Consider the following 2,580-nt stretch of genomic DNA (forward strand, 5'->3'; position numbering starts at 1 on the left):
GCGATATATAGGACCGATACTTCCCATATAGCCTCTCTTTTTGAGTTCTCTAAAAATTCTTGTTCCGTTGAATTGGCAAGGTTCACATCTCCACTCAATAATCTGTTCTTTGAAAGAGTTGATCTTACTTTCATACTCAGTTCGCTGATATTCAGGTGGTTCTGATAATGCCAGTAACTTTTTAACTGTATTTTTTGATATGCCAAGTAGTCTGGCCGTAGCTCGTTTGGACTTTGTTTGCTTGTACACGCGCTGTACAGCTGCCCAATCTTCCAAATTTTTCACCTCTTTTTTCCTCCTGCTGCATGTTAGACATGCATAAAGGATTATAATTGTTTTTCAGAGGTGGGTCAATTCACAGTGTTAAATTTTCAAGGTTCAGTGTATAATCAAAATATATAGAACTCAATTTTCACCCTGTTAGTGGGTCAATTTTAAGCGTTAAACCTGGGTCAGTTTTAAGTATAAATCAACATGGTTGAAGCAAATTAGATAAACCTCAGATCTGTTTTTTCTAAAAACCGAAAATACTAGACTGAATAAAAGACATCAACTCAAGTAATTGTAACAAGTTAATTAATTCTTCGGCATAGTCGCTGCTATACCGAATTCGGCATAATACAGACCGTGGCAGCGAGTTTAAAAATAATGTTATCGAGGGTCTAATAGAGACTTTTAACATCCAAATCATTAAGTAAAAAGGGCTGTCCATATGACAACGCTGTAGCAGAAGCTATTTTCAAAGTGTTTAAAACAGAGTTTATAAAGTCACTTGAAATGTTGATGATACAAATGAGAGTAGAAAAGGTAGGTAGACCAATCAGGTTATAAAAGACAAGTGATTTAAGCATACCTTCAAGTGGAAAATCTCTATTTTTCCCAACGTCAGAGTAATATGTGTTATAGAAGGCTGCAGGAATGATATCATCCATATTTGTAAACTGATTAAAAAGAGAAAAAAGTTGATCTGATTTGCATGAAGTAAGTTCATCAACCTCAGCGTCAAGATCGAACAGGGAAACCTGATTAGAAGCAGAAATTAGCATTATTACCTTCCTTCCTTCCTTCCTTCCTTCCTTCCTTTCTTTGTGTGTAGAGTTATCAACAGGTTCGCACCCTATTTACACCTCCGAAATGGAGGGTAATATGCTATTTTTATAAACAAAAGCAAGTGTTTTCAATGATTGCATAGTTCTGAAATCAGCTAAAATTTATTTTGTAAAGGAGAAGAGTTATGAATAAAAATACTTTTTTAATGGTGTTTACATGTATTCTCATAATGTTTTTTTATTTTTTTATTAGTGGATTTAAATTAAAGTGGCAAATTAGTTTGATCCCAACTGCTTACATTTTTCTTTATTATAAAATGACGTCCATATAATTAACTTTAGTGGGCTTATTATCTAGATAAGCTTGCAATGTTTCATATTGAAATTCAGCTTTTAAATTTACATTGTAAGAGCTAGGGAATGTACTACCATTGGCAATCCATTTGGCATAACATTTTTGAACATGATTGCCTTTAATGAATCGAAATTCTCTATAACAGAATATATTTTGATTTTATTCCAGCTGCAGTTGCCTATTGATAACGGCGATCTCCTCCTCTTGTATGTTCTTCATTTCTTGAAAATCAAAAAAATATGTGATTGTACAGCCAGTCCTCTGTCGTTAAAAAATAAAGTTCTTATCAAATATGTCAGCGGTCTTCGATAAGAAAGGAGGTGATTATCATCAAAAAGAATATTCTGAAAATATTATTATTTTTTATCGCAGGCTTTTAAAGCTGTTTTATAGTGACAGGTGTGATAAGTATTATTTCAACGACTGCATATGCAGAAACGAATGCCCCGCAATTTGTAAAAGTAAAATATCCAATTTATATTAATGGTGCAAAGAGTAATGTAGAGGCATATAATTGCGATGGAAGTACATATCTAAAAATGAGTGATATTAAAGAAAAATTAAAAAATCTTAGGCTGATGTGGGATGATGAAACTAAAAGTGTTTATATTGCAGAAAAGACTGGATTTGGAGTGTTAGAATATCAAGGGAAAAATATGTAGATCTGAGTTTTATTGCGAATAGATATGTTGATGGGGAATTCCCGCATTCATACACCGCATCGCATGTTGCAATGCCAAGCGATTAATCCTCAACAATAGAAAGCTTCCTGTATAATTTAAATAGGTCAAGCGATTGACAAAGAAAAATACCTCAAGTAAATTAAGATTATTACTGACCAGACCGTTAGTAAAAAATCAAAAAAATACGAGAGGTATCTAAGATGAATTTTAAAGGCAAAAAGAAAAAAAATCAAGTTATAGCAGCAAATATTTTTGAACAACAAGAAATTTTAAAAAAAATGGAAGCCATAAAAAATAATCTTAAAGCATCTACATGGCATGAATTGGAAACAAAAGGCAAGTTTGATAAAAACGAAAAATTGACTTTTATCAGTGATGATATGCTTGTTTTAGGATGCGATATCGGCAGCGAAACACACTATATAAGAGCGATTGATACCCGAGGCAGAGAACTCAGTAAATCTGCATTTCCATTTAGCAACACACAAGAGGG

The 2,580-nt window shown here is 33.0% G+C and carries 1 protein-coding gene and 3 pseudogenes; 3 read left to right on the forward strand and 1 reads right to left on the reverse strand.

What is annotated here, in order from left to right; all coding sequences use genetic code 11:
* Window positions 1-285, reverse strand: a pseudogene (locus F3D3_RS23080) (IS21 family transposase); the annotation flags it as partial.
* A 332-nt stretch (window positions 286-617) separates the two neighbouring features.
* On the opposite strand from F3D3_RS23080, the pseudogene F3D3_RS24830 reads away from it, so the two are divergent.
* The 3 genes and pseudogenes from F3D3_RS24830 to F3D3_RS23095 all read left to right on the forward strand — a co-directional run.
* Window positions 618-762: pseudogene (locus F3D3_RS24830) on the forward strand (IS3 family transposase); the annotation flags it as partial.
* A gap of 1,034 nt (window positions 763-1,796) precedes the next feature.
* Window positions 1,797-2,066 (forward strand): hypothetical protein, encoded by a 270-nt coding sequence (locus tag F3D3_RS23090; protein ID WP_069876879.1) that lies wholly within the window; start codon window positions 1,797-1,799, stop codon window positions 2,064-2,066.
* 221 nt (window positions 2,067-2,287) lie between these two features.
* Window positions 2,288-2,580 (forward strand): annotated as a pseudogene (locus F3D3_RS23095) (IS110 family transposase); the annotation flags it as partial.

This window comes from Fusibacter sp. 3D3, from assembly GCF_001748365.1.
Classification (GTDB): Bacteria; Bacillota; Clostridia; order Peptostreptococcales; family Acidaminobacteraceae; genus Fusibacter_A.